Source organism: Caulobacter sp. X (assembly GCF_002742635.1).
In the GTDB taxonomy this organism is placed as follows: domain Bacteria; phylum Pseudomonadota; class Alphaproteobacteria; order Caulobacterales; family Caulobacteraceae; genus Caulobacter.
Genome location: NZ_PEGF01000001.1, coordinates 562,504 through 588,129, shown reverse-complemented (window position 1 = coordinate 588,129; position 25,626 = coordinate 562,504). Strand labels below are relative to the sequence as shown.

At 68.2% G+C, this 25,626-nt stretch carries 23 protein-coding genes and 2 pseudogenes; 10 read left to right on the top strand and 15 right to left on the bottom strand.

Annotated features, from left to right (window positions below; genetic code table 11):
- Window positions 1-99: 99 nt before the first annotated feature.
- The 3 genes from CSW60_RS02600 to lptF are packed head-to-tail and all read right to left on the bottom strand — an operon-like array spanning window position 100 to window position 4,770.
- Entirely contained in the window at window positions 100-2,535 is a 2,436-nt protein-coding gene (locus CSW60_RS02600; RefSeq protein WP_099535774.1) for an LPS-assembly protein LptD, read from the bottom strand.
- Entirely contained in the window at window positions 2,528-3,631 is a 1,104-nt protein-coding gene (lptG, locus tag CSW60_RS02595; protein ID WP_099535773.1) for an LPS export ABC transporter permease LptG, read from the bottom strand. Before lptG ends, CSW60_RS02600 begins: the two co-directional genes overlap by 8 nt.
- Window positions 3,628-4,770: an LPS export ABC transporter permease LptF gene (gene lptF / locus CSW60_RS02590; RefSeq protein ID WP_099535772.1), complete on the bottom strand. Its 1,143-nt coding sequence runs from the start codon at window positions 4,768-4,770 to the stop codon at window positions 3,628-3,630. Before lptF ends, lptG begins: the two co-directional genes overlap by 4 nt.
- A 223-nt stretch (window positions 4,771-4,993) precedes the next feature.
- Between lptF and CSW60_RS02585 the strand changes: the two genes are divergently transcribed.
- From CSW60_RS02585 to CSW60_RS02570, 4 genes are all read left to right on the top strand, one after another.
- Window positions 4,994-6,475 (top strand): leucyl aminopeptidase, encoded by a 1,482-nt coding sequence (locus CSW60_RS02585; RefSeq protein WP_099535771.1) that lies wholly within the window; start codon window positions 4,994-4,996, stop codon window positions 6,473-6,475.
- 2 nt (window positions 6,476-6,477) lie between these two features.
- Window positions 6,478-6,942: a DNA polymerase III subunit chi gene (locus CSW60_RS02580; protein WP_099535770.1), complete on the top strand. Its 465-nt coding sequence runs from the start codon at window positions 6,478-6,480 to the stop codon at window positions 6,940-6,942.
- Window positions 6,939-7,295 carry a peptidase inhibitor I78 gene (locus tag CSW60_RS02575; protein WP_201722952.1) on the top strand — a complete coding sequence of 119 codons (357 nt, stop codon included), beginning with the start codon at window positions 6,939-6,941 and terminating at the stop codon, window positions 7,293-7,295. The genes CSW60_RS02580 and CSW60_RS02575 overlap by 4 nt, the downstream gene beginning before the upstream one ends.
- Before the next feature lie 86 nt (window positions 7,296-7,381).
- Window positions 7,382-7,756 (top strand): c-type cytochrome, encoded by a 375-nt coding sequence (locus CSW60_RS02570; RefSeq protein WP_099535768.1) that lies wholly within the window; start codon window positions 7,382-7,384, stop codon window positions 7,754-7,756.
- Window positions 7,757-7,778: 22 nt separating this feature from the next.
- Here CSW60_RS02570 and CSW60_RS02565 read toward each other — a convergent pair whose 3' ends face one another.
- The 3 genes from CSW60_RS02565 to CSW60_RS02555 all read right to left on the bottom strand — a co-directional run bounded on the left by CSW60_RS02565 (window position 7,779) and on the right by CSW60_RS02555 (window position 11,770).
- The gene (locus tag CSW60_RS02565) at window positions 7,779-9,170 is read right to left on the bottom strand and encodes an NAD-dependent succinate-semialdehyde dehydrogenase (RefSeq protein ID WP_099535767.1); all 1,392 of its coding nucleotides are present in this window, start codon (window positions 9,168-9,170) and stop codon (window positions 7,779-7,781) included.
- Between the two features lie 229 nt (window positions 9,171-9,399).
- On the bottom strand, window positions 9,400-9,798 hold the full coding sequence (locus CSW60_RS02560; RefSeq protein ID WP_099537529.1) for a hypothetical protein: 399 nt from the start codon (window positions 9,796-9,798) through the stop codon (window positions 9,400-9,402).
- A 97-nt stretch (window positions 9,799-9,895) separates the two neighbouring features.
- A complete protein-coding gene (locus CSW60_RS02555) occupies window positions 9,896-11,770 on the bottom strand; it encodes an ABC-F family ATP-binding cassette domain-containing protein (RefSeq protein ID WP_099535766.1) in 1,875 nt (624 codons plus the stop codon).
- Between the two features lie 96 nt (window positions 11,771-11,866).
- On the opposite strand from CSW60_RS02555, the gene ndk reads away from it, so the two are divergent.
- Entirely contained in the window at window positions 11,867-12,286 is a 420-nt protein-coding gene (gene ndk / locus CSW60_RS02550) for a nucleoside-diphosphate kinase (RefSeq protein ID WP_099535765.1), read from the top strand.
- A gap of 9 nt (window positions 12,287-12,295) precedes the next feature.
- Here the strand turns inward: ndk and CSW60_RS23805 are convergent.
- Window positions 12,296-12,526 (bottom strand): annotated as a pseudogene (locus CSW60_RS23805) (hypothetical protein); the annotation flags it as partial.
- Between CSW60_RS23805 and CSW60_RS02545 the strand changes: the two are divergent.
- Window positions 12,419-13,009, top strand: coding sequence for a YoaK family protein (locus tag CSW60_RS02545; RefSeq protein WP_236634253.1), 591 nt, complete (start codon window positions 12,419-12,421; stop codon window positions 13,007-13,009). The pseudogene CSW60_RS23805 and the gene CSW60_RS02545 overlap by 108 nt on opposite strands.
- 1 nt (window position 13,010) lies before the next feature.
- On the opposite strand, the gene CSW60_RS02540 is transcribed toward CSW60_RS02545, so the two are convergent.
- Window positions 13,011-13,631: a DedA family protein gene (locus CSW60_RS02540; RefSeq protein ID WP_099535763.1), complete on the bottom strand. Its 621-nt coding sequence runs from the start codon at window positions 13,629-13,631 to the stop codon at window positions 13,011-13,013.
- Between the two features lie 163 nt (window positions 13,632-13,794).
- Here CSW60_RS02540 and CSW60_RS02535 point away from each other — a divergent pair, with 163 nt between their 5' ends.
- Window positions 13,795-14,136, top strand: a complete 342-nt coding sequence (locus tag CSW60_RS02535) for a PRC-barrel domain-containing protein (RefSeq protein ID WP_161495617.1) — start codon at window positions 13,795-13,797, stop codon at window positions 14,134-14,136.
- On the opposite strand, the gene purN is transcribed toward CSW60_RS02535, so the two are convergent.
- Window positions 14,133-14,717: a phosphoribosylglycinamide formyltransferase gene (gene purN, locus CSW60_RS02530; protein ID WP_099535761.1), complete on the bottom strand. Its 585-nt coding sequence runs from the start codon at window positions 14,715-14,717 to the stop codon at window positions 14,133-14,135. The genes CSW60_RS02535 and purN overlap by 4 nt on opposite strands.
- Entirely contained in the window at window positions 14,717-15,742 is a 1,026-nt protein-coding gene (gene purM, locus CSW60_RS02525) for a phosphoribosylformylglycinamidine cyclo-ligase (protein ID WP_099535760.1), read from the bottom strand. Before purM ends, purN begins: the two co-directional genes overlap by 1 nt.
- Window positions 15,743-15,879: 137 nt before the next feature.
- Here purM and rnd point away from each other — a divergent pair, with 137 nt between their 5' ends.
- Together rnd and CSW60_RS02515 are read left to right on the top strand one after the other, a co-directional pair.
- A complete protein-coding gene (rnd, locus tag CSW60_RS02520) occupies window positions 15,880-17,049 on the top strand; it encodes a ribonuclease D (RefSeq protein ID WP_099535759.1) in 1,170 nt (389 codons plus the stop codon).
- Between the two features lie 150 nt (window positions 17,050-17,199).
- Window positions 17,200-18,927: a response regulator gene (locus CSW60_RS02515; protein WP_099535758.1), complete on the top strand. Its 1,728-nt coding sequence runs from the start codon at window positions 17,200-17,202 to the stop codon at window positions 18,925-18,927.
- A 29-nt stretch (window positions 18,928-18,956) separates the two neighbouring features.
- Here the strand turns inward: CSW60_RS02515 and CSW60_RS02510 are convergent, their stop codons facing one another.
- Together CSW60_RS02510 and CSW60_RS02505 are read right to left on the bottom strand one after the other, a co-directional pair.
- Window positions 18,957-19,238: a hypothetical protein gene (locus CSW60_RS02510; protein WP_099535757.1), complete on the bottom strand. Its 282-nt coding sequence runs from the start codon at window positions 19,236-19,238 to the stop codon at window positions 18,957-18,959.
- A gap of 159 nt (window positions 19,239-19,397) precedes the next feature.
- Window positions 19,398-20,891 (bottom strand): Ppx/GppA phosphatase family protein, encoded by a 1,494-nt coding sequence (locus CSW60_RS02505; protein ID WP_099535756.1) that lies wholly within the window; start codon window positions 20,889-20,891, stop codon window positions 19,398-19,400.
- Window positions 20,892-21,073: 182 nt separating this feature from the next.
- Here CSW60_RS02505 and CSW60_RS02500 point away from each other — a divergent pair, with 182 nt between their 5' ends.
- Complete coding sequence (locus CSW60_RS02500) at window positions 21,074-22,054, top strand: choline kinase family protein (RefSeq protein WP_099535755.1); 981 nt, start codon at window positions 21,074-21,076, stop codon at window positions 22,052-22,054.
- On the opposite strand, the pseudogene CSW60_RS02495 reads toward CSW60_RS02500, so the two are convergent.
- From CSW60_RS02495 to CSW60_RS02485, 3 genes and pseudogenes are all read right to left on the bottom strand, one after another.
- Window positions 22,051-22,444: pseudogene (locus tag CSW60_RS02495) on the bottom strand (hypothetical protein). The gene CSW60_RS02500 and the pseudogene CSW60_RS02495 sit on opposite strands and share 4 nt — an antisense overlap.
- Entirely contained in the window at window positions 22,441-24,651 is a 2,211-nt protein-coding gene (locus CSW60_RS02490; protein ID WP_369801020.1) for an RNA degradosome polyphosphate kinase, read from the bottom strand. Before CSW60_RS02490 ends, CSW60_RS02495 begins: the two are co-directional and overlap by 4 nt.
- A 117-nt stretch (window positions 24,652-24,768) precedes the next feature.
- Window positions 24,769-25,461 carry a chromosomal replication initiator DnaA gene (locus CSW60_RS02485; protein WP_099535753.1) on the bottom strand — a complete coding sequence of 231 codons (693 nt, stop codon included), beginning with the start codon at window positions 25,459-25,461 and terminating at the stop codon, window positions 24,769-24,771.
- Window positions 25,462-25,626: the final 165 nt, after the last annotated feature.

Here is a 25,626-nt window from a genome sequence, read left to right as displayed (position 1 = left end):
AAGGCGGCGCCCGCCGATGTCGGCGTTTTTTCCTTTCGGCCGTCGCCCCGAGGCGCGCAAGCAGGCATGCGGGCCACACCCGCACGCCCCCAAGCGCGGTTACTTGCTTGAGCTGTACCCTGTATCACCCAATGTGGCGAGCGTTAGGCGGAAGCTGATCGTTCGATCCGGCTGCAGCCGAATGCCGGTCGCCGTCGAGGCGTAACGGTCTTCCTGTTGGTAGATCACATCGATGCGGATGCAGTCGTCGGTATAGGCCACGCCCAGGTCCCGTCGGCGCCAAACATCGGCGACCATGTCGCGTTGGCCGAAGGCCGTCAGGGCCCACTTCTTGGTCAGCTTCAGTTCGCCGCGGGCTTCGAAGTTTTCCTGCTGGTTGCCGTTGGCGTCCAGCTCGTCCTTCAGATAGCGAATCGTGGCCCAGCCGCGCTGCGTATAGGCGTCGATCCCGGTTTCGATGCGCTGGATTTCCTGGGTGTCGGAATCGAGACGCGTGCGGGCGAACGCCGTGACGCCCCGGATCGGCGTGACGGTGGCCGACACGATCCAGTCCGACGACTTGCTTTGCAGGCCGGTGCGGACCGGAAGCAGCGGGTCGAACTTGGTGCGGAAACTGCGGCCAACCAGGATGCTGCCGCCGCGGCCGTCCGGCAGGGCATAGGTGGCGCGTCCGCCGACGTTCAGCCGCTGCCCGCCCTCGTAAAGGTCGAAGCCCGGCGACTTGTTGGCCTGGAACAGGTTGGTTTCGTCGAATTCCAGCGTCGCGCTGTCTTCGTTGTAGAGATAGGTCTTGGTTCCATCGCGCGCGACCACCACCGGCACGCGCGAGCTTTCGGACCCGGCGGCGACCTGGGCCAGGGGCTCCAGCACGACGCTGCCGCCGTTGGACAGCGCCTTGTACAGCGGCAGGCTGAAATCGACCCCCGCGACGCCCAGCGAGCGGGTGTAGGTCTGCTTGTCATCGTCGCCCAGGGCGGCGGCCGCGGCGGTCAGATAGGTCTTGATCGAATAGGCGTCGGCGCGGGCCTGGGCGAAGGGCGAGACCTTCAGGCCGTTGCCGACGATCGTGCTGGTCCGCCAGTCGGCCTTCACGCTGGCGCGGCTGGAGTCGACGCCGTCCTGGCCCTTGTAGGCGCCCAGATAATAGGGGGCCTCGCCATACTGCGACTCCGAACGGTTCAGCATCACCCCCGTGCCCTGCAGGCGCAGGCGGCCGCCGAGGACGGGCGAGTCAGGCTCCCAGCGCGTCTCGATCAGCGGGCCGATCAGCGGGAAGGCCCCGCTGTTCTCGAAGGCGTTGGCGGTGCCGCTCTCGCTGGTGCCCACGACGCGCAGGCCCTGGACCGAGACGGCCGAGACCGAGAACCACGACCGCTGGGCTTGGCGGGTGGCGTACAGTTGCGAGACCAGCCGATGGTCGTCGCTCGTGAACAGGCCGCGCTGCTGGTAGACGTCCGTGATCTTGTAACGGTCGAAGATCAGGGCGTCGGAGGCGCGCTCGGCCGAGAAGCCCCACTTCCACTTTTCATCGATGTCGAACTTGCCGTTCGCCAGGATGTAGCTACGCGACGTCGCCTTGCCGAAGCGGTCGCCGTGGATGTCGAAGTCCTTGTCGTAGGTGACGCCGCCGCGCGCCTCAAGCATCCCCGAATAGAAGCGCTTGCGGTAGTTCACGTTCAGGAACGGGTTCACCTTGGTGTTGATCTGGGGCGTGATCACCACGTCGGACGACGGCGAGATCAGATAGAGATAGGGCTGCTCGTACGAGAGGCCCCGGCTCTTGGAATAGGGCGTGATCTTGGGGGCCAGGAAGCCGGAGCTGCGCTTGGCTTGCGGATCGGGGTGCCAGAACAGCGGCATGTACAGGAGCGGAGCGCCCCAGACCCGGATGACCGCGTTCTTGTAGTAGATCAGCTGCCGCTTCTTGTCCTGGACGATGCGGTCGGCCTGCACCGACCAAGTCGGCGTCGGCTTTTCGGCGCACACCTCGCAGGGGGTGTAGATGGCGCTGTTCAGCTCTTGGATATTGGCGTTGCGGCGCACGGCCGTCGCGGCGGCGACCTTCACGTTCTGGCCCAGGCGCGCCGAGAAGTTGCGCGCGAAGCCGGCCTTCATGTCCTCGTCGACCTCGAGATGGTCGGCGAATTCGGCGGTGCCGTCGGTGTTGATCAGCTGGACGTGGCCGTTGGCGACCACGGTGCCGGTCTTGGTGTCGTAGACGACCTCGTCGGCGCGCAAGGTGCGGCCCTGATAGCGCGCCTCGACCGAGCCGCGCGCGGTCATCTTCTGCGCCTGGTCGTCGCGGATCAGCAGATCCGATTCCAGATAATAGCCGTCATCGCCCAGGCCGTCGGATGGCGGCGCTGGGACAGCCGGGACCTGCGGAATCGACGCCAGGCTGGTCTGGGCGTGAGCCGCGCCCGCGCAGGCGAGCGCCAGCCAGGCGCCGCCGCCCAGAAGCAGGGCGCGGCCGGCCGACGACGTGCTGGGACGCTGTTCAGTCATGAATGACCCTGGAAGCAATGACTCACCCATCTTCCGTATAGCAAAGCAAAGTGAAGCCCGCCAAAAGCGCCACGATCGGCGGCGTCCAGGCGGCGATGGACGGGGCCAGAACGTCGGCCTTGCCCAAGGTGCTGCACAGCTCGTTGAAGAAAAAGAACCCGAAGCCTAGCGCGACGCCGGAGCCGGCCAGCGCGGCCAGGCCGCCAAGGCGCATCAGGCGCAGCGAAAACGCCGCCGCCAGCACCGACATGGCCGAGAAGAGCAGGGGCGTGGCCAGGTCCTGCTGCAGGCGCAGCTTGAACGGCGCGGCCGAGAAGCCGGCGTCCTCGGCGCGCTTGATCGTCGCCGGCAGCCGCCATAGCGCCACCGCCTGGGGCGTGTTGAAGCGCTCGGACGCCGTGCGGTCGTCGAGGTTTGACGGGATCGACAGGCTGTCCGAGCGGATCGCGCCGGCGCCGGGCGTGGCCTCGCGCACGCCGGTCAGCCGCCAGAAACCTGGCTCCAGCCGCGCCTCGTTGGCCTCGATCCGGCGCGTGAAGTCCATCACGCCCTTCTTGTTCAGCGTATAGACGAACAGCGAGACGCTGCGCAGGCGCACGGAGCCGTCGACGATGTCGCGCCCCCGGGCCCGGATGACGATCTGGGTCTTGTCGTCGCCCTGGCGCAGCCAGGTGCCCTTCGGCGTGTCCTTCAGGTAGCCGTTCATCAGGTGATCGCGCTCGGTCTCGAAATGCGCGGTCATCGCCGTGGTGAGCGGGTTCAGCAGGATGATGGTCAGAAGGCCGATCACGAAGGACGCGGCGGCGGCCGGCATGATGAAGCGCCAGGCCGAAACGCCGGCCGCGCGCATGGCGATCAGCTCGCTACGCCGGTTGAGCTCGACGAACGCCCACATGGTGCCAAAGAGGAAGACGAACGGCGCCAGCACCAGGATGGTCGCCGGGGCCTGCAGCACCGTCAGGTACAGGAGCTGGAAGAAGCTGGCGTCGGCGCGCGTGCCGACATTGCGCGCGATGTCGACGAAGGCGATCAGCATCACCATCGCCCCCAGCACGGCCAGGGCGCCGACCAGGGCGCTCATGGTGCGCTTGAGCACGTAGCGTTCGAGCATGCCCATGGTGATCATCCGGCCGCTCCCGTATAGGCCGGCGCTTGCTTGGCCAGCTTGGCCGCGCGACGGCGCGAGACCTTCTGGCGGAAGATCTGCGAGAAGCCCCAGCCCATCGCCGCCAGCGGCACGACGTACTGCAGGACGTTCAGTTCGGGCGCGTCGGCGCAGGCCGCTTGCACGCCGAAGCCGATGATGCGGACGACGCCCGCGGCCGCGCCGACGGCGGCGATCCGCTTGCCATAGCCCATGCGGCTGAACGGACCGCCGATCACCGCCGCCAGGGCCATGGCCATCAGGGCCAGGTTGTAGAGCGGGCCGGCGAAGCGCGAATGCCCCTCGGCCAGCATCTTGTCCTTGTTCTGGCGCTCCCAGTCCTGGGTCAGGTCGGGGAAGAACAGCTCGTGCGGATAGCGGTCGGCGATCTTGTAGTGCAGCAGCTCGTCGCTGCGGAACAGGCTGGACAGGTCGAAGGTGTACTCGTCGAACGAGGTGTACTGCAGCACGCCCTGGCGGGAGAACTGCTGGTTGGATCCATGCCGCATGATCAGCACCGGCTGGCCCTTGCGCGTGGCGATCTCGGCCTCGCGGGAGGAATAGGTCGAGGCCCCGCCGTTGGGCATTTCCTGGTGGATGAACAGGTTCTGGATCTTGTTATCGCGGTCGATCGACTGGGCGTAGACGGTCAGGCCCGGACCCGGCTCGGTGAACTGACCCGGCTGGACCAGCGTCGAGGCCACGTCCGTCTTGATGTCGAAGGCCGTTTCCCGGATCTGACGCGCGCTCCAGGGCTGCAGCCATAGGCTCGAGATCAGCGCGATCAGCGCCGCCAGCACGGCCAGGCGCATGGCGGGCGAGATCACCGCCCAGCGGCTCATGCCGCCGGCGAAGCAGACGACGATCTCCTGCTCTGTGTGCAGACGATTCAGCGCCACCAGCGCCGCCACGAACAGGGCCAGCGGCATCATGATCGCCAAGAGCTGGGGCAGGGCCAGCAGGATGATCTTCAGGAACACCACCGCGCTCTGACGCTGCTCCACGAGCACGTCGAACTCCGACAGGCTGCGCGCCAGCAAGGCGAGCGCCACCAGGGCCGCGGTCGCCAGAAGCGTCGGACCCAGCAACTGGCGGAAGAGATAGCGTTCGATGAGGCGCATGAAGACGGGTTCGGGGGAATGGATTCGTGGGACGAACCCCGAAGATGCGCCGTTCTACACGGGGGCTTTGCATCGGCGCAATCCAGGGACCTGACTTGGCTGTCCCGACTGGGGCCGAACGGAGCCTTTTCTAAGGCGCGGCATTGGACTATGCCCGCTTGTTGAAGCAGGGCGCGCGGCGATCGCGACGCCCGTCAAAGTCGCCCAGATGCAGGAGCGCGGAATGCGTATCGAGTTCGTTCCCGTCGACACCCAGGCCGGCGCCACGGCCGCCCTCGCGGTTCTGGCTCACGAAGGCGCGGCGCTGTCGCCCGAGGCCAAGGCGGCGAACGAGGCCACGGGCGGCGCCCTGGCGCGCGCCATCGCCGGCGGGCGCTTCACCGGCGCCAAGGGGCAGACCCTGGACCTCGTCGCGCCGCATGGTCTGGAAGCCGCGCGCGTCGTGCTGGTCGGCGTCGATGGCTCAGGCGCTGTCGAGCCCGAGGCGGTCGAGACCGCCGCCGCCGCCGCCTATCAGGCCGTGAAGACCTCGGGCGTGGCCGAGCTGGTCCTGAAGATGGGCGCCGACGCCGAGAGCGCCGCTCGCGCCGCCTTCGGCGCGCGCCTGGCGGCCTACCGCTTCGACAAGTACCGCACGACCGAGAAGGCCGAGAAGAAGCCCTCGGTCCAGGTGGTCAAGGTCGCCGCCGCCGATCCGGTCAAGGCGCAAAAGGCCTATGAGCCGCTCTCGGCGCTCGCGGACGCCATCGTGTTCAGCCGCGACCTCGTCTCCGAGCCGGCCAATATCCTGCATCCCGAAGAATTCGCCGCCCGCGCCAAGAGCCTGGAAAGCCTGGGCCTGGAAGTCGAGATCCTGGGCGAGGCCGAGATGGCCAAGCTCGGCATGGGCAGCCTGCTGGGCGTTGGCCAGGGCAGCGTCCGCGAAAGCCAGCTGGTGATCATGAAATGGATGGGCGCGGCCGATAAGAACGCCCAGCCGATCGCCTTCGTCGGCAAGGGCGTCTGCTTCGACACCGGCGGCATCTCGATCAAGCCGGCCGACGGCATGGAGGACATGAAGTGGGACATGGGCGGCGCGGCCGCCGTGGCCGGCGTCATGCACGCCCTGGCCGGCCGCAAGGCCAAGGTCAACGCCATCGGCGTGCTGGGCCTCGTCGAGAACATGCCCGACGGGAACGCCCAGCGTCCGGGCGACGTGGTCACCTCGATGTCGGGCCAGACGATCGAGGTCATCAACACCGACGCCGAGGGCCGCCTCGTGCTGGCCGACGCGCTCTGGTACACGCAGGAGCGCTTCAAGCCCCAGTTCATGATCGACCTGGCGACCCTGACCGGCGCGATCATCATCTCGCTGGGTCACGACTACGCCGGTTTGTTCAGCAATAACGACGGCTTGTCCGAAAAGCTTCTCGCCGCTGGCAAGGCCGAGCGCGAGAGCCTGTGGCGCCTGCCGCTGCCGGCCGCCTACGAGAAGCAGATCGAAAGCCCGATCGCCGACATGAAGAACATCGGCGGCCGCCCGGCCGGCTCGATCACGGCGGGCCTGTTCCTGCAGAAGTTCGTCAACGGCGTGCCGTGGGCTCACCTCGACATCGCCTCGGTGGCTTGGAAGAAGCCCTCGACCGACCCGACCGTGCCGGACGGCGCCGCCGGCTTCGGCGTGCGCCTGCTGAACCGCCTGGTCGCCGACGCCTACGAAGGCTGAGCGTGACCGACGCCGCGCCCTGCGAGGTCTGGTTCTATCACCTCGAGCGCAGCCCGCTCGAGGCGGTGCTGCCCGAGCTTCTGGAAAAGACGCTGGGGCGCGGCTGGAAGGCGTTGGTGCGCGGCGGCGATCCCCGGCGGATCGAGGCGCTGGATCAGCACCTCTGGACCTTTCGCGAGGACAGCTTCCTGCCGCACGGCCTGGCGAGCGAGCCGATGGCCGAACGCCAGCCGGTGTTGCTGACGGCCGAGGAGGGCAACCCCAACCACGGCGACGCGGTTTTCCTGATCGACGGGGCGGATCCTGGAGACCTTTCAGGGGTTTCTCGCTGCATCCTGCTGTTCGACGGCCGGGACGATCAGGCGCTCGCGGAGGCGCGCGCGCGCTGGTCGGTGTTCAAGAAGGCGGGGCATCCGGTGTCGTATTGGCGCCAGGGGGCCGAACGCGGTTGGGAGAAGCAGGCATGAAGCGCGTCACGGCGGGACTGGGTCTTGGATTGGCCCTGCTGCTGGCCTCGTGCTCCAGCGCTCCGGAGCCCAAGCCCGCGCCGCCTCCGCCGCCGACCACGCCCACCGCGCCCCCGGCCATCGCCTTGCCGGCGACGCCGACGGCCTCGGAGCCTGAAAAGGACCAGTGCGGCCTCAAGGACGCCCAGGCCTTCATCGGCAAGCCGCGCACCAGCCTCCCGGCGCCGGTCGATCCCTCGCGCTGGCGGGTGGCCTGCACGACCTGTCCGGTGACCATGGACTATCGCCCCGATCGCCTGAACATCCTGTTCAACGCCGACACCGGCGTCGTTCAGCAGGTGAAGTGCGGGTAGGGCCGTCGCGCCCTAAGCAAACCCCCTGACTTGGCGCGCGCGTCTCCCGCGCGCAAGATCCGCCCAGAGAGGGAGGCTGGTTGGTCATGCGACATGCGACGCTAATGGGGGCCCTGGTGCTGGCGACCGCCGCTCTGTCGGGCGGAGCTTGGGCTCAGTCATCGCCTTCTGATCACCATAAGGTCGAAGCGGACACCGTCGCCGGATCGCCGGGCCGCGGCGGCGACTTCGCGCGGCGGGAGTGCGCGGGTTGCCATACGGTGCGGGGCGACTCCGTCAGTCCCAAGGCCGGCGCCCCGACCTTCCAGGACATCGCCAAGCGTTACGCCGACAGTCGCCTCGACTGGGAGCTGGAAGCCATCACCCAGGTCGGCCACTACTCGATGCCGGCCAAGGCGATGAGCAAGGCCGATATCGCCGACGTCACCGCCTATATCCGGTCGTTGAAGCCGGGGCGGTGAGGTCGAACGATAGCGCGTCCGGCTAAAATTCGGCGTCGATGTCGACGACGTTAATCAGCTTGTGATTGACGAACTCCTTGATCCCGAGACCCAGAAGCTCGCGCCCGTAGCCTGACCGTCGGACGCCGCCGAAAGGCAGGTCGGCCTTGACCATGGTCGGATGGTTGACGAACACCATGCCCGTCGAGATCCGTCTGGCCACCCGCGCGCCACGCTCGAGGTCGGCGGTGAAGACAGAGCCGCCCAACCCAAAGGGCGAGTCGTTGGCGATCCGCACCGCGTCGTCCTCGTCCTTGGCCCGGAACAGCATCGAGACGGGTCCAAAGAACTCCCAGTAGCGCGCCGGATTATCCTCGGCGATGTCGGTCAGGATGGTCGGCTGGACAAAGGCGCCCGTGTTGGGCGTCTGGGGCCCTACCTCCGTCGCCGTCGCCCCGAAGTCGACGGCCTGCTTGATCTTGTCCTTCAGGTCGTCCGCCGCGTGTTGGGAGGACAGCGGCGCCAGGGTGGTTTCGGGATCGAACGGGTCGCCCGCGCGCAGCTTCGCCACGCCGGCGGCGTAGCCTTCCAGGAACCGATCATAGACCTCGTCGACGATGATCATGCGCTTGGACGAGACGCACACCTGGCCGCCGTTCCAGTGTCGGCCGAAGACGGCCCAGCGAATGGTCTTTTCCAGGTCGGCGTCGGCCAGGACCACGAAGGCGTCGGCTCCGCCAAGCTCCATCGTCGACTTCTTCAGCGCCTTGCCGGCCTGGGCCGCCACGATCGCGCCGGCGTCTTCCGAGCCGGTCAGGGCCACGCCATGAACGCGCGGGTCATTGAGGATCATCTCGACCTGGCCGCGCGTCGCGTAGAGGTTCTGGAACGCCCCTTCGGGAAGGCCCGCCTCCCGCATGAGAACCTCGAAGGCCGCCGCGCTCTGGGGCACGTTCGAGGCGTGCTTGAGCAGAACCGTGTTCCCCGCCGACAGCTGCGGCGCGATGATCCGGGCGATCTGATAGTAGGGAAAGTTCCAAGGCTCGATCGCCAGCAGCACGCCGAGCGGCTCATGGACCAAGACGGCTTCGCCCTCGGCCGGCGTCTTGACGGGCAGCTTTTGCGGCGCGAGCAGCTGTTCGGCGTTGTCGGCGTAGTATTCGAAGATCTCGGCCGAGAGCTCGACCTCCGCCTTAGCCTCGGCCAGCAGCTTGCCCATTTCGAGCGTGACGATCCGGGCGTAGGCGTCGCTGTCGCGGCGCAGGATGGCGGCCGCCGCGCGCATCACGCTCGCGCGCTTGGCGAAGCTTGTGTCTTTCCAGGTCTGGAAGGTGGAATCCGCGGCCTCGATCGCCCGCGCCACTTCGGCGTCGGTCGCGTCTGGAAAGGTCTTCAGGATTTCACCGGTATAGGGGTTGGTGGTCGCGTAGGTCATCAGGACCTTCCCTGTGCTTGGCGCGGGCCGCGGACTTGGTCCCGGCTCAGGGTAAGGTTCTCGCGGTGCAGCAAATCCGACTTTGACTGGTGTCAAAGTCGAGCCGCGTTATCTGACCTGGAAGGCTGTTGTGGAGATTCCGCGTCGCGGCGCCGGGCGCGCTTCCTCGCGGGATGACATCGCCGCGGCGCTCGAAATCGATCGTTTTCGGCTTTGAAGGCCGATCCGCTTAGCGCTTGCCGACGCCCGGGAACATCGCCACGCCGTCTTCGAACACGCCAAGATAACCCAGCTCGCCCAGCAGCGGCGTCAGATCCTCGACCAGGTCGCCCGAGCGCGGCAGGTGGGCCGGACGGCCTTCCTGGTCGTGCAGGCGGTAGACGGTCCACATCTTGCCCTTCGGCGCGGGCGAACCCGGCGGAATGAACTTGTGCTCCCAGCCGACGAGGGCCGGCGAGCGGCCGATCTCGATGTCGAACGGACGGTCCCGGAAGGCCAGGTCCATCTCGATCCGCATGGCTTCGCCGATCCGGTCGTTGACCCATTGGCCGAACGATTCCAGCACCACCTGGGCCGAAAGACCCTCGGGGTTGGCGACGATGTTGTTGCGGGCGGGGTGCGATGTCATGTCGCACACCATGAACGCGAGATGTCTCTTAACCACTAAACTTCATGGTTTAGGGCCGTTTACCCTCTCGAAAAACGAGAGACTGATTTGCCTGATGTCAAGCCTCGGCTTCGGCCAGCTCTTCGGCCAGCGCCATCCAGGCTTCCTCGGCCTCGTCCAGCTTGGATTTGGCGTTCTCGCGGCGCTTGGTCAGCTCGGCCACCTTGCCCGGGCTCTTCACATAGAGATCCGGATCGGCCAGCTGAGCGTCCAGCTCGGCCAGGTTGCGCGTGCAGCGGTTCATGACCTGCTCGGCGGCGTCGACCTTGCGACGCAAGGGCTCGATCGCGGCCTTCTTGGGTTGCGGCGCTGACGGAGCAGCCGCCTTGGCGGCCTCGCGCGCCACCTGGGTAGGCTTAACGGCCTGCTTGGCGCGCTCCAGGACGAACTTGGCGTAGTCGTCCATGTCGCCGTCGAACGGCTTGATCGCGCCATCGGCGGCCAGCCACAGCCGGTCGGCGACCAGCTCCATCAGCGAGCGGTCGTGGGTGATCAGGATCACCGCGCCCATATAGTCGTTCAGCGCGTCCAGCAGCGCCCGGCGGCTGTCGATGTCGAGGTGGTTGGTGGGCTCGTCCAGGATCAAGAGGTGCGGGGCGTCCATCGCCACCAGGTTCAGCAGCAGGCGGGCGCGCTCGCCGCCGGACAGCGACTCGACCTTGGTCTCCTGCTTCTCGAACGGCAGGCCGAATTGCGCCAGGCGCGAGCGGCGCGAGGCTTCAGAGGCTTCGGGCATGGCGCGGCGGATGATCTCCAGCGCGGTGTCGTTGGGATCCATCGCCTCGATCTGGTGCTGGTGGAACCAGCCGACCTTCATCTTCTTGTCGCGGTGGAATTCGCCGCTCTGCACGCCCAGCGCGCCGGCCACCAGCTTGGCGAAGGTCGACTTGCCAGCGCCGTTGACGCCCAGCAGGCCGATGCGGTCGTCCAGGTCCATCCGCAGGCCGAGGTTCTTCAGGATCGGCCGGCCCGGCTCGTAGCCGACGAACGCCTTCTCCAGCCGGATCAGCGGCGGGGGCAGGGGTTTCTCGGGCGAGGGCAGGGTGAACGGGGCCACGCGCTCCTCGATCGTCACCGAGACCGGCTCCATCTTGGCCAGGCGCTTCATCCGCGACTGAGCCTGGGCGGCCTTGGAGGCCTTGGCCTTGAAGCGATCGACGAAGGCCTGCAGGTGGGCGCGCTCGGCGTCCTGCTTGGCCTTGGCCGACAGCTGCAGCCGGGCCTTCTCGGCGCGGCGCTTCTCGAACTCGTCGTAGCCGCCGGTGTAGAGCTCCAGCTTGGCGTTCGCGAGATGCAGGATGTGGGTGCAGCTGTTGTTCAGCAGCTCGCGGTCGTGGCTGATGATCAGGGCGGTGTGCGGATACTTCTGCAGCCGCGCCTCCAGCCACAGCGCGCCTTCCAGGTCGAGATAGTTGGTCGGTTCGTCCAGCAGCAGCATGTCCGGCTCGGCGAACAGGGCCGCGGCCAGGGCCACGCGCATGCGCCAGCCGCCGGAGAACTCGCTCATCGGCCGGGCGAGGTCCTCCTGGGAGAAGCCCAGACCCGCCAGGATTTCCGAGGCGCGGGCCGGGGCGGAGTCGGAGTCGATCTCGATCAGCCGGGCCCAGATCTCGCCCATGTGCTCGGGATCGGCCGTCTCCAGCTGGGTCATCAGGCTGTGACGCTCGACGTCGGCCTCGAGCACCGTGTCCAGCAGGGAGACGGGCGTGGCCGGGTGCTCCTGGTCGACCGAGCCGACGCGGGCGGTCTTGGGCAGGCTGATCTCGTCGTCGCCGGCGTGCAGATGGCCCAGGATCAGCTTGAACAGGGTGGACTTGCCCACGCCGTTGCGGCCCACCAGGCCAACCTTGGCGCCGGGCGGCAGACTGACGGTGGCCTTGTCGAAGAAACGCCGCCCCCAGGCGTCGAAGGTCAGGTCGTTGATCTGCAGCATTTTTGTGAAGGTTACGCGGTGGGGTTGGCGAGGGCGGGGCGCACGGCTATAAGCCCGCAACCTCCCAATTCACAACTTTTCTGTGAGATCACTGTCGTGACCGAACGCACCTTCTCGATCATCAAGCCGGACGCCACGCGTCGTAACCTGACCGGCGCCATCAACGCGGTGATCGAGGCCGCCGGCCTGCGCATCGTCGCTCAGCGTCGCGTGAAGCTGACCGAAGCCCAAGCCAAGAAGTTCTACGAAGTCCACGCCGAGCGTCCGTTCTACGGCGAACTCGTCGCCCAGATGACCGCCGAGCCGGTCGTCGTCCAAGTCCTGCAAGGCGACAACGCCGTGGCCAAGTACCGCGAAGTCATGGGCGCCACGAACCCGGAAAACGCCGCCGAAGGCACGATCCGCAAGCAGTTCGCCCTGTCGATCGGCGAAAACTCGGTCCACGGCTCGGACAGCCTGGACAACGCCAAGATCGAGATCGAGCAGTTCTTCACCGAAGACGAAATCGTCGGCTGATTTCAGCCAGACTTTTCTCGTGACTGAGAGCGGCCGGATCGGTGACGATCCGGCCGTTTTCTTTTGTCTCGAGGTTTGGCGATGAAGTCCTATGGACGCGGCGAGGTCATGCTGGCGGTCACCCTGTCGGGCGTGGCCGGCTATGTCGACGCGATCGGCTTCCTGAAGCTGGGCGGCTTCTTCGTCTCGTTCATGAGCGGCAATTCCACGCGACTGGGCGTGGGCCTGGCGACTGGCCATTGGGCCGCGGTGGCGACGGTGTTGACCCTGGTGGCCTCGTTCGTGGCGGGCGTCGTGCTGGGCGCGCTGACGGCCCGGGGCTTTGGCGAGAACCGCCGCTCGCCGGTGCTGATCCTCGAAGGGCTGCTGCTGGCGGCCGGCGCGACCTTGCTGGGCCTCGGTTACGACACGGCCGGGATCACCGCCGTGGCCATGGCCATGGGGGCCGAGAACGCGGTGTTCCAGAAGAACGGCGATGTCGCCGTGGGCCTCACCTACATGACCGGCGCCCTGGTGAAGGCGGGCCAGCGGATCGCGGGCGCCCTGGTGGGCGGCGAGCCGTCGGACTGGTTGCGCTATGTGCTGCTGTGGACAGGTCTCGCGGCGGGCGGCGCTCTGGGCGCCCTGACATACGTTACGATCGGCGCGGCGGCTCTGTGGGTCGCGGTGACCGTGGTGACCGCCGCCGCCTTGTGGGCCGAGCGACGCTGGCGGTCGGTCTAGCCTAGACCGCCTGGACGCGGTTCATCCGGCGCGCCACGAGCCAGGCGCCGGCGATCAAGGCGACGACTCCCAGCGCCAAGGCGAGGCCCACGGCCGGGTCGGTGCGCAGCATCTCCAGATTGCGAGCCGCCAGATAGCCGGGCGCCAGCAGCGAGATCACCCAGATCGGCGCGGAGAGCACGTTGGCGATCTGAAAGCTCCAGCCGCGCGTGCGCGACATGCCCGCCAGGATCGGGATGAACGGACGGGCGGGGCCCAGATAGCGGGCGGCGGCGATGGCCAGCACGCCATGGCGGCGGGCCAGAAGTTTGGCGCGAGCCAGCAGGCGGCGCTTGCCCGCGAACAGCAAGCGTGTGGCGCGACGGCCGCCCAGGCCTCGGCCCATCAGGTACGAGATCGCGTCGCCCATGGCCGCGCCGGCGCTGCACCATAGGATCGCCTCGACCGGATGCAGCACGCCCTGGGCGATCAGCGCCCCGGCGGCCAGCATGACGCCCAGGATCGGGATCAAGAGACCGACGACCAGCAGGGCTTCGAGCAGCGTGAAGATAAACAGGACCGCGCCGGCGAAACCGGCGTTGTCGGCGGCGACTCGAAAGAGGTCGGCGATCCAGGCGTCCATGCGACTGACGATGCCGCAACAAAGTGACGAAGTTCTGACCCGATAACCTTTACCGGATGCGACATCTCGCTTCAGGGCGGCGAGGCAAAGGAAACTTGTCGCGCGTGTAGGCGCTATCTCCAGGTGAAAGGGCTCGCCCATGAGCCGTAGCCGCGAGGGACCCATGCCGCTGACCAGAAGCAAGGACATCCTGGACCAGGATCTGATCGGAGAGGGCGGCGCGAAGCTCGGCCACATTCGCGAGACATTCATCGATCTCGACACCGGGCGGATCGAGTTCCTGGTCGTCGAGGCGGCCAGCCTGCTGGGCGGGTCCGGCAAGTATCATCCGGTGCCCTGGTCGATCGTACGCTACGATCCGATGGAGAAGACGTTCAACGCCGACGTCTCGAAGGATCGGTTCAAGGGCTCGCCCAGCTATGACCGCGACCAGATCCGCAGCGCGGGCTACGCCTGGGACAACCAATCCAGCCGCTACTTCGAAGTCCCCGTGGACGTCGTCTAGCTGCGCTTGCTGACGAAAGCGGCCAGGGTCTCGGCGTAGAGCTTGTGCTCCTGCTCAAGGACGCGCTCGGCCAGGCTGTGGTCGTCGTCGTCGGGCAGGATCGGCACGCGGGCCTGGCCCAGGATCGGGCCTTCGTCGACGCCGGCCGTGACCAGGTGCACCGTGCAGCCGGCCTCGACCTCACCCGCCGCGATGGCGCGGGCGTGGGTGTCGAGCCCCGGATACTTTGGCAGCAGGGACGGGTGAATGTTCAGCATCCGGCCTTCCCAGGCGTCGACCAGGAAGGGCGTGAGGATGCGCATGTAGCCGGCGAGGGCGATGACCTCGATCCCGCGTTCGCGCAGGGCCGCGTCGATCGCCCGCTCGTGCGCCTCGCGGTCCTTGCCGAACGGCTTCTGGTCGACGCACAGGGCTTCGACGCCGGCCTCGGCCGCGATTTCGAGGCCCTTGGCGTCGGGCTTGTTGGCGAGGACCAGCGCGATCTCGAACGGGCAGCCCGGCGCCTGGGCGGCGCGGACCAGGGCCTCCATGTTGGAGCCCCGGCCCGAGATCAGCACGGCGACCTTGGTCTTTTCGCGCATCAAGCCTTGACCAGCTGGCCGCAGATGAAAGCGTCCTCGCCGGCGTTCAGCAGGGCCGCCAGCACCGGCTCGGCGTCGGCCTGGGCGACGATGATGATGAAGCCCACGCCGCAGTTGAACGTGCGGCGCATCTCGTGTTCGGAGATTCCGCCGACCTCAGCGAGCCAGTCGAACACCGGCGGCATGGCCCAGGCGTTCCAGTCGAACTCGGCGGCCAGGCCCTCGGCGATGGCGCGCGGCGGGTTCTCGATCAGGCCGCCGCCGGTGATGTGGGCGCCGCCCTTGATCCGACCCGACTGCAGCAGCGGCAGCAGCGACTTCACATAGATGCGGGTCGGGGCCATCAGGGCCTCGGCCAGGGTCTTGCCGTCCTCGAAGGGGCAGGGGGCGTCCCAGGCCAGGCCCGAGCGCTCGACCACGCGGCGCACCAGCGAATAGCCGTTCGAGTGCGGACCCGACGAGCCCAGGCCGATGATGATGTCGCCGGCCCGCTGCTTGTCCAGCTTGGGCAGGACGCCGTCGCGCTCGACCGCGCCGACCGAGAAGCCGGCCAGATCATATTCGCCGTCGCTGTACATGCCCGGCATTTCGGCGGTCTCGCCGCCCACCAGGGCCGAGCCGGAAAGCTTGCAGCCCTCGGCGATGCCGGCGACCACGCTCTTGGCGACCTCGATGTCCAGCTTGCCGGTGGCGAAGTAGTCCAGGAACATCAGCGGTTCGGCGCCCTGGGCCAGCAGATCGTTGACGCACATGGCCACCAGGTCGATGCCGACCGTGGCGTGCATCCCTGAGTCGATGGCGATGCGCAGCTTGGTGCCGACGCCGTCGGTGGTGGTGACCAGCAGCGGATCGCTGTAGCCGGCGGCCTTCAGGTCGAACAGCGCGCCGAAACCGCCCAGGCTGGCTTCCGCGCCAGGGCGGCGGGTGGCCTTCGCCAGAGGCTTGATCGCGTCGACGAGCGCATTGCCCGCGTCGATGTCGACGCCCGCCTGGGCATAGGTAAGGCCGTTGGGCTGATCGCTCATGGTCGCTCTGGCGCTCGCTCTTTAGTCTCTCGGAGGACGGGAACATCCTCCGAACTCGCGGAAATTTTGCGTCCCGGCCCAGCTTCATGCGTCTTGACGCTTGCAGACTCGGGGGTGCGCGAGGCTATTAGCAGCGGATGAAGCCGATCACCACCACCGCCGAGCTGGCGGCGTTTTGTAATGCGCTTTCGGGCGAGCCTTTCATCGCGGTGGACACCGAGTTCATGCGCGAGACGACCTACTGGCCCAAGTTGTGCCTGATCCAGGTCGCGTCGCCCACGCACGAAGCCGTCATCGACCCGCTGGCCGACGATATCGACCTGGAGCCGCTGCTCGCGGTCATGCGCGACGAGCGCATCCTCAAGGTCTTCCACGCCGCCCGTCAGGACGTCGAGATCTTCAATAACCTGAAGGCCATGCCCAAGCCTTTGTTCGACACCCAGGTGGCGGGCATGGCGGCGGGCTTTGGCGAGCAGATCGCCTATGACGCCCTGGTCCGCCAGATGCTGCGGATCGAGCTGGACAAGTCCAGCCGCTTCACCGACTGGGCGCGCCGGCCGCTGACCGAGGCGCAGCTGACCTACGCCCTGGCCGACGTGACGCACCTGGCCAAGCTGTTCCCGATCCTGCGCGAGCGCCTGGAGACCTCGGGTCGACTGGCCTGGGTCGAGGAGGAGATGACGGCCATCTCGGACCCGGCCGCCTATGACGTCGATCCGGAAAAGGCATGGCGGCGCCTGCGTCCGCGCAAGACGCAAGCCAAGTACCTGGCCGTGTTCAAGGCCGTCGCCGCCTGGCGCGAGCGCACCGCCCAGAACCGCGATCAGCCGCGTGGCCGCATCCTGAAGGATGAGGCCATCGACGAGCTCGCCACCCAGGCCCCGACCAGCCTGGAGGCGCTGAACAACCTGCGCGGCGTGCCCAAGGGCTTCGGCGGCAGCAAGTTTGGTCCGGACCTCCTGGCCGCGATCAAGGCCGCCCTGGCCGATCCGGAGGGCTACGCCCCAGTCGTCGACAAGCCCGGTCCGCCGCCGCCCCAGAACGCCGGCGCCGTCGTCGAACTGCTCAAGGTCCTGCTGAAGGCGCGGGCGGAAGAGGCGGGCGTCGCCTCCAAGCTGATCGCCACGGTTTCGGATCTGGAGAAGATCGCCGCCGACGACAACGCCGCCACCCCGGCCCTGGCCGGCTGGCGTCGCGACGCCTTCGGCACCGACGCCCTGAAGATCAAGCGTGGCGAGCTGGCGCTGGTTCTCGACGGCGCCAAGGTGCGTGTGGTCGAGGTTCGGCGCGCGCCCAAGGCGAGCTAGGCGTCGCGTTTCTGGCGAGTCGTGCGCTCTTTGCCAGCATAGGGCTGCGCAGGTTTACTTAACGTACCCGAATCGAGCCCCTGCGCTAATCGCCACCGGACTTGTGGCTAGGTTTGACGGTATGAAGGGCGCCGGAGGCGAGGCGCGCCTGTGGGGGTTCAGTTGCGTGAGTTTTGGGGGCGTCTAGCGGTCGACTATCGCGCCGCCGCGATTTCGCGCCGCCGACAAATCCCGCTCCGCATCTTCGTCGCCATTTGCCTGTGCCTGATCGGCTTCGCTCTGCATGGCATGCCCTTCCTGGCGCCGTGGATCCTGGTCTACGGGCCCGTGCAACTGATCGAGCTCCACGCGATCCGCGGCTTTCTGAACGCGCGCCAGCCAGAGCGGCGGGTTGGGTTCAATCTGTTCGTCGACTTCGTGATGGGCGTTGTCTTCGGGGCGTTGGCCATCCCGTTCTGGCAGGCCGGGACGCCCGTGACCTCCGCCGGCGCGATCCTGCTGCTTTCAGGATCGGTCTTTACAGCCTTGATGGGCGCCGAGGGCTGTCTGATCGCCTTCCTTTGCGCCGTCGCGCCGCATCTGGCCTATCTGATCATCACGCCGCTCGTCGTCGGCGCGGGCCATGATCCCTATCTGCCGCATTTCGTGCTGGGCGTCGGGCTCTTCTACCTGACGGTTTCGCTGACGTTCCTGTGGTCGCGCCGCACGCTGCTGGCCGAGCGCGCCGCCCGCCAGGCCGCCGAAGCCCAGATGGCCGCCAAGTCGGCCTTCATCGCCATGGTCAGTCACGAGCTGCGCACGCCGATCAACGCCATCGTCAACGGCGCGGCGTCGCTGGAGGGGGCCGGCGAGGCCGATCGGGCGGCGGCCGCGCTGATCGCGGATGCGGGCCTGATGATGCGCGCCCAGCTGAACGACCTGCTGGACCTTTCCAAGATCGAGGCGGGCCGCATGGGGGTCGAGGTCGTCGACCACGATCTGCGCGCCCTGATCTCCAACACCGTCCGGTTCTGGCGCAACACGGCGCGAGCCAAGGGCTTGCGACTGACCCTGCGGGGCGTCCAGGCCGCGCCCCAATGGGTGCGGGGCGATCCAATGCGGGTGCGTCAGGTGCTCAACAACCTGATCAGCAACGCGATCAAGTTCACCGCCGAGGGCGAGGTGACCGTGACGGTGACCACCCTCATGCGAGACGACCGACGCTTCGTGTCGATCGAGGTGTGCGACACGGGTCCCGGGCTGACCGAGGACCAGATCGCGCGTCTGTTCAGTCCCTACGAGCAGCTCGGCCTGAAGACGGCGCGCGCCTTTGGCGGCACCGGGCTGGGCCTGGCGATCAGTCGAGACCTCGCCCGCCTGATGGGCGGCGACCTGAAGGCTGTCGATGGCGGAGAATGCGGGGCCTGCTTTACACTCACCCTTCCGGCGCCGGAGGGCGCCCGCCCGCCGGCTGTCGACACCGCCGCGGCCGCGGCCCTGGGTGCGCCCAAGCGGGCGCTTTCAGTGCTGGTGGTTGACGACCATGACATCAACCGACGGACCCTAACGCGGATGCTGGAGGCTTTCGGCGCCGAGGTGGAGACCGCCGAGGATGCGCTCTCGGCGCTCTCGGCGGCCGAGGAGCTGACCTTCGACGCCATCCTGATGGATGTTCGCATGCCCGGCATGGACGGGCTGGAGGCGTCTCGCCGTCTGCGCGATGGCGGCGCCAATCGCCAGACGCCGATCATCGCGGTGACCGGCGCGGCCTCGCCCGAGGAGATCGCCGCGTGCCGCGAGGCGGGCATGACGAGCTGGGTCGAGAAGCCCGTCAAACCGCACGACCTCTATGTCGCCCTGTTCGGGGACGGCGTGGGCGGAGACCGCCCAGCCTCCTAGAGCCCTTTCACGCCTATCGGGAAATTGCTCTAGCCGCGGGCCAATTGCGCCAGGGCCGCGCCCGCCGCCAGGCCCAGAGCGCAGAAGACGCCCAGGTGGAAGATCACCCCGGCGGCCACGGTCTGGCTCACCGACCAGCCGTTCTTGGCCGCGAAGGCGCGGGCGAGGTCGGCCTGCAGGACGCGGGCGGCGCTGGCCACGGGCGTGTCCTGGTCGTTGGCCGGACGCGGGAGGGCGCGGGGCTCGAAGCGCGGCGTCGCGCTGGGCTGCGGGGCGATGGCGTCCAGGTAGTGGGTGCGATGCTTCAGCATCCGGGGAACCTCCCTTTGTCTTTGAGGAAGGCTAGGACGGGCATGCCTAACAAAGCATGCTGGAAACATCCATCAGAGGTGCGACAAGTTGTCTTGTTCCTCGTATTGAGGAAATAAAGACCAAATTAAACATGATGTTCAGTTGATCTCTACCTGAGATCAACCTGCGACGATCTTGGGTTTCAAGCCCAGGTGCTGCGCGGCGGTGTTGGCGCGCTTATTGGTCTGCTCGCCCAGCAGCAGGTCGGCGAAGCCGGGGTCGGCGGCCAGCATCAGGTTGGTCTTGTCGAGGCTCAGGCGGGCGTGCGCCAGCAGGCTGGGGCTGCGGCCCGACAGGTCGCAGGCCAGACGGATCGTGGCGCCCAGGGCCCGGGCGCGTTTCAACTGGGCGGGGCTGAGCAGCCGCTCCAGCGTCGCCAGCTCGGGCGGATGGAAGTTGGTCGCGTGGCGCGCGTGGGCGGCGGCGGCCAGGAAGCAGCGCTCGGCGTGGGTCTGGCCGGCGATCGGCGCGCGCAGCACCTGCTCGAAGACGAGGTCGGCGCGATGGTCCGGGTGCAGCCGCACGCCGACATCGGCCAGGCGGCAGGCGGCCGAGACCAGCACGCCGTCGCGCTCGCCGAACAAGGCGGGCAACTCGCGGAAGGCCGGGGCGATCCAGGCGTCCAGCGCCGCGCCCAGGTCGTCGGCCACGCCTTGGCGGGCGCCCAGGGCGGTGCAGCCCTCGATCAGCGGGTCCAGGCTGCGCACGCGCGGCGGCATGGCCTCGAACAGCAGGCCTTCGCGCACGCCATAGGCCGAGATCTCGATACGCTTCAGGCCCAGTTGCTCGATCAGCGTCTCCAGCACCACGGCCGCGTAGGGCAGGGTCTCCGAGCGCTTCTTGCTCATGCCCTCGATGCGCTCCAGCGAGTTCTTGGACTGGTGGGCGACAAGGCGCGCGGCCTCCAGGGCCTCGGCGGCGCCGATCTCGTACTGGTGGACGACGTGCAGCGGGTAGCCCGACAGCCGCATGTGCAGCAAAGCCAGGTTGCGCCAGGCGCCGCCCACGGCGTGGAAGGTGTCGGTGCGGAAGTCGCCGGCGACGGCGGCGATGCGTTCGCGCGAAAGGCGTCGCACCCGCTCGGCGTCGAAGCCGGCGCCATTGGGGCCGGCCAGACTGAAGGGGCCCAGGGGCAGGGTGACGCCATGGCCGGCGCCGGTGGCCGACAGGCGCACCAGCTCCAGGCTGGCCCCGCCCAGGTCGCCGACCACGCCTTCGGCGTCCGGCGCGCCGGCCAGCACGCCGACGGCGGCGTAGTGGGCCTCCTCTTCACCCGAGAGGACGCGGACGGTGAAGCCGGTCTCCTCGCGCACGCGCCGGATAAAGTCGGGGCCGTCGGCGGCGTCGCGGGCGGCGGCGGTCGCCACGGCGAACACCTCGGCCGGGTTCACGGCCTCCAGCACGGCGCGGAAGCGCTTCAGGGCTTGCAGGGTCTGGGCCACGCCGTCGGGCGCCAGGCGGCCGGTCTTGGCCAGGTCCCGGCCCAGGCCCGCCAGGACCTTCTCGTTGAAGACCGTCCAGATGGCGCGGCCTTCCAGGCGGTACACCACGAGGCGCACCGAGTTGGAGCCGATATCGATGACGGCCGCGTCGCGCGGCGCCGGGAAGGGCATGGGCGTCCTTTAGCGCATTCCGGGCACGGGGAAAGCGCTGGCGGCGATTTCCGTGGGGATTTTCGTCTGGCGCCCATTCCCTTGAAGGGCTTGCCGGGTAATGCCTGATAATTTTACCCGGATTATATTGACTCCTATTTTACCCGGGTGAATAAGGCGATCCCTATCAGGAGGTCGCGTCCATGTCCGTCTCGCCCGCTCAACGTCCCGCCGTCGCCAAGGCCCTGCTTTCCGCGTTCGGCACGCAGGCGCTGGACGGGTGGACGCCGCTGTCCGGCGGTCTGTCAGGGGCGGAGGTCTGGCGAGTCCGCGTGGGCGGCGTCGCCTATCTGTTGCGGGTGGAGACGGGACGCGACGGCTTGCGCGACGCGCATCGCGGCTATGCCTGCCTGCGCCTGGCGGCCGAGGCCTGCCTGGCGCCGCGCGTGCGCTACGCCGAGCCGGTCGATGGCGTGGCGATCACCGACTATGTCGAGCACCGGTCGCTGGCCCTGAACTACGTCGCGACGCGGGCGAGCCTCGTGGTCGAGCTGGCCCAGACCGTGCGGGCGCTGCATGGGATCGACGGCTTTCCGCCGCATGTGGACTATCTGGAGGGGCTGGCGGCGATCGTCGAGGAGGCCGGACGCTGCGGCGCCGTCCCGATCGGGAGCTTCGACAACTGGGCGCGCCTCTTTGCGGCATGCCGGCGGCTCGCGCCCGATCCGGTGTCCAGCCACAACGATCTCAATCCGGGCAACATCCTTTACGATGGTCGCCGCCTTTGGCTGATCGACTGGGAGGCGGCGTTCCGAGCCGACCGCTATGTCGACCTGGCGGCCATCGCCAACACCTTCGCCGTCGATCCCGAGGCCGAGGCCCTGCTGCTGCGCACCTATTTCGGGCGCGAGGCGACGGCGGCCGAGCGGGCGCGACTGTGGCTGTTCCGGCAGGTCAGCCACGTCTTCCACGCCGCCGTCTTCGTCGTCGGCGTGGCCGGGCAGGCGAGGGCGCGGACGCTGGATGGTCCCTCGCTCGACTCCATCCACCAGGGGCTGGCGCTGGGGGAGCCGCTGCTGGCGACGCCGGAAGGGCGGCTGGCCTACGGCTTGGCGCGGCTGCGGGCCGTGGCGGCGAACCTCGACTCGCCGACCTTCCGGCAGGCGGCGGCGATGGCGGTTTAGCGGTTGATCCGGCAGGCCACGGTGCGCCAGCCGTCGTCCTCGCGCCTGTGGTAGCAGGTGCCGTAGCCGACCTGGCGGCCGTGGGCGCGGGGACCGCCCTTGGTCAGCGCCCACGGGCCCGGTCCCAGCAGCAGCATGTCGGTGGTCGCGGCGCTGGGGCCGCAGCGGCCCCACCAGCGGACGTGATCCGCCCCGATGACGCCAGGGCCATAGACCGCGCCCTCGGCCTGGGCCTTGCGCTCAAGGCCGGGCGGCGGCAGGCCGAAGCGGTCGAAGCCGGGGGCGGGCGGGCAAGGCCTGGACGGCGCAAATCTCGGCCCGCCGCTCGCCCGAGGGCCCGCAGGCGCTCAGCGACAGCAGGCCCAGCAGGGCGAGCGCTGCGCGCCTCACCCCTTCCGCTTGGGTCCCACGTGGTCGAACGCGCGGGGCAGGTCGCGGGCGCCGTGACCGCGGCCCGACAGGCTGGGATTGGTCATGAAGTAGTCGTGGGCCGAGAAGGCGCCCTTGCTGCTCCAGGCCGGATCGCGGGCGTAGTCGCCCTCGCTGTCCAGCTTCCAGCTCTGGGCCTCGTCATTGAGGTTGGCGACCATGATCTGGTCCAGCACCTGCTGGTGGACGGTCGGGTTCTCGACCGGCACCAGGCTCTCGACCCGTCGGTCCAGGTTGCGCGGCATCCAGTCGGCCGAGCTGATGAAGACCCGCGTCTGGGCGCTGGGCATGGCGCCGCCATTGGCGAAGGCCACGATCCGGGCGTGCTCCAGGAAGCGGCCGACGATGCTCTTGACCCGGATGTTCTCCGACAGGCCCTTGATGCCCGGCCGCAGGCAGCAGATGCCGCGCACCACGAGATCGATCTGCACGCCCGCCTGGCTGGCGGCGTAGAGCGCGTCGATGATCTGCGGGTCGACGACCGCGTTCATCTTGGCCCAGATGCCCGCCGGCTTGCCCGCCCGCGCCGCGTCGGCCTCGGCCTCGATCATCCGCAGGAGGTCCGGCTTCAGCGTCATCGGCGAGAACGACAGCTTCTCCAGCCGCCCAGGCTGGGCGTAGCCGGTGATGAAGTTGAACAGCTTGCCCCCGTCGCGCCCCAGGGCCGGGTCGCAGGTGAACAAGGAGAGGTCGGTGTACACCCGCGCCGTCTGCGGGTGGTAGTTGCCCGTGCCGAAGTGGCAGTAGGTGCGCAGGGCCCCGTCGGCCTCGCGGCGCACCACCACCGACAGCTTGGCGTGGGTCTTCCAGTCGACGAAGCCGAACACCACGTGCACGCCCGCCCGCTCCAGGTCGCGCGCCCACTTGAGGTTATTCTCCTCGTCGAAGCGGGCCTTGATCTCCACGAGGGCCGTGACGTTCTTGCCGTTATCGGCCGCCTCGATCAGGGCCGCCACGATCGGGCTGTCCTTGGAGGTGCGGTAGAGCGTCTGCTTGATCGCCAGTACGTTCGGATCGCGCGCGGCCTGGCGCAGGAACTGCACCACCACGTCGAAGCTCTCGAACGGGTGGTGAACGAGAATGTCCTTCTCGCGGATCGCCGCGAAGCAGTCGCCGCCGTGGTCGCGGATGCGCTCGGGGAAGCGGGCGTTGAAGGGCGGGAACTTCAGGTCCGGCCGGTCCGGCGGGATCAGCTCGCTCATCTGGGCCAAGCCCAGCTTGCCGTCGACCAGGATCACGTCCTCGGGCTCGGCGCGCAGGCCCTCGATGATGAAGTCGCGCAGGTCCGGCGGCATGGTGGTCTGCATCTTGACGCGCACCACGCGGCCCAGGCGGCGCTTCTTCAGCCGCGCCTCGAACTCGCGCACCAGATCCTCGGCCTCTTCCTCGATCTCCAGATCGCTGTCTCGGATCAGGCGGAACAGACCTCGGCCCTCGACCTCGTAGCCGGGGAACAGATGGTCGAGGAACAGGATGATGAAGCTTTCCAGCGCCATGATCTTGCGCTGGCGCTTCTTGCCGCGCGAGACCACCGAGCTCAGCTCCCAGAACCGCCGCACCTGCTGGGGGATCGGCGCCAGGGCGTAGAGATGCTTGTCGTCGGCGATGCGACGCAGCTTCAAGGCCAGGCAGAAGCCCAGGTTCGGGATGAACGGGAACGGGTGGGCCGGGTCGATCGCCAGCGGCGTCAGCACCGGGAAGATCTGGTTGGTGAAGATCTCTTCGGCGCGAGCCCTGTCCTCGCCCTCGATGTCCTTGGCGTCGAGGAGCTTGAGCCCCTCGTCCCACAGCTCGGTGCGGACCTGGCGCCAGATCTTCTGCTGCTCGGCCATCAGCTCGGCGGCCGAGGCGTTGATGCGGGTCAGTTGCTCGCCCGGCGTCAGCCCGTCCTGGCTGATCACCCGCACGCCCTCGCGCACCTGGCCCTTCAGGCCGGCCACGCGGACCATGTAGAATTCGTCGAGGTTGTTGGCCGAGATCGACAGGAAGCGCAGCCGCTCCAGCAACGGGTGGCGCGGATTGCCGCTCTCCTCCAGGACCCGCTGGTTGAAGGCCAGCCACGACAGCTCGCGATTGAAGAACCGTTCGGGCGAGGCCATCAGCTCGCCGTCCAGCGTCAGCCCGAGGGCTTCGTCCGTCTGCGGAGCATTGGCGGCGGCGAGGGTCATCGTCGAGGCGTCGGTCATGAGATCACTATAGGCAGACTTTGTTCCGCCATGGTGAACGACGCAAGTGACGGGAAGAAGACAGGGGGAAATTGAACCCTCTCTCTTCGAGAGAGGGATTTAATCCGCCCCCTCATCCCCCTCGAAATCCCCCAGCACTTCGCGCGCCAGGGCCTTGTTCAGCTCCCGCCGCATCTGGGCCGCGGCCTCGTCCAGCAGGTCCGCCGCCGCCAGGGCCTCGGCGGCCGAGCGGGGCAGGCGTAGCAAAAGGTAGGGATAGAGGTCCGGATCGGGCTTCAGGAGGCGTTGTTCGAAGGCCCGCCGCAGCACCGCCTCCAGCACCACGTCGTCGGGCTCGTCGATCGTGGCGACGGACAGGGCGTTGAGCCGCGAGCGCAGGTCCGGCACCGCCGCGGCCCACCCCACCGGCGGCGTTCGCCCGGTCAGCAGCACGGTCCCGCCGTCGACCCCGGCCATGTTGAGGATGTGGAACAGCGCCTCGTCCGACAGGGCGGAGCCTTCAGCCCGCCGGTCGGCGTCCTCGACCAGCACCGCCTTGCCGCGCAGGGCGGGCAGGTCGGGCGCGTCATCGCCGGTCGCCTCGACGACCACGGCGTCATGCGCCGCCGCCCAGGCCCGCGCCAGGTGCGTCTTGCCTGCGCCCGCCGGCCCGACCAGCGCCAGCCGCCCCTCCGGCCAGGCCGGCCAAGCCTCGACCCGCGCCACGGCGTCGGCGTTGCTCGGCGAGACGGCGAAGTCTTCGCGAGCATAGGTCGGCGCGGCGGTCAGCGGCAGTCGGAACTGGGTGGACAACCTTGAGGTCCCAGCGTGGTGAACGTCAGGACCAGGATATAGGGCGGTTTGGCGGGGCGGGGGAGGTGGCGGGGCGGCGGAGGTTGGGGATTAGGCGGCGGGAGGTGTGGATGGGGGCTTATTCGAGCGCAGACCCACCCGCAGTAAATAGCAGCTTGAGTGCGG